Raw genomic sequence first — 628 nt, 5'->3', positions numbered from 1 at the left:
TCATCCGGCCGTCAGCCACCTACTCGATTAGCTAACGTTTAGTAATTTCAATTCATTCTCGATCAATTCTATTAAATGACTAAATCGGTTGATATAATCACTTAGTTTTTCCTTGTGTAAGGTAGCATCTCGATTTTCCAAACGATCTTGATAATATGTACGATTCTTTATAAGATAATCTTTGTAAGCCTTTTTATCTTTTGGAACATATCCTATTCCATCGCAACCACAAGAATAGAAAGTTTTACCACTTCGATATAATCCTCTTATTATTTCCCACTCTTTAACTTTATCTTTTTTGGGAGCTTTGAAATCAAGTCCCAAATCTGCCATTAATCCACCACATTCAGGGCATTTCTCTTTTCTATTCTTATATTTTTCAGTCAAGTATTCAACTTTTTCAGGATTCTCCTTTAGGAGCTTTTTGTTTTTCCCCGAAGAAATATTCCAAAAAACCTCTTTATAGTCTTCCCAATCGCCATTTTGAATTGCTAAATCCTCAATCGGTGCTTTTTTGAAGGACTTTCTACAATCGAAACAAGCAAAATGAATTTTATATGTTTTGAATGCGTATCTGCACATTTTTATCTAATGTTAGCTAACAACCAGATATACCACATATGTGGTA

Annotated in this window: 1 protein-coding gene; it reads right to left on the bottom strand. The window is 33.3% G+C overall.

Annotated elements, in window-relative coordinates; genetic code table 11:
• Nucleotides 1-27: 27 nt before the first annotated feature.
• The gene (locus E1171_RS00350; RefSeq protein WP_155203004.1) at nucleotides 28-582 is read right to left on the bottom strand and encodes a hypothetical protein; all 555 of its coding nucleotides are present in this window, start codon (nucleotides 580-582) and stop codon (nucleotides 28-30) included.
• Nucleotides 583-628: the final 46 nt, after the last annotated feature.

It is taken from the genome of Xanthovirga aplysinae, assembly GCF_009711365.1.
In the GTDB taxonomy this organism is placed as follows: Bacteria; Bacteroidota; Bacteroidia; order Cytophagales; family Cyclobacteriaceae; genus Xanthovirga; species Xanthovirga aplysinae.
This window is presented reverse-complemented; position numbering and strand designations above follow the sequence as displayed.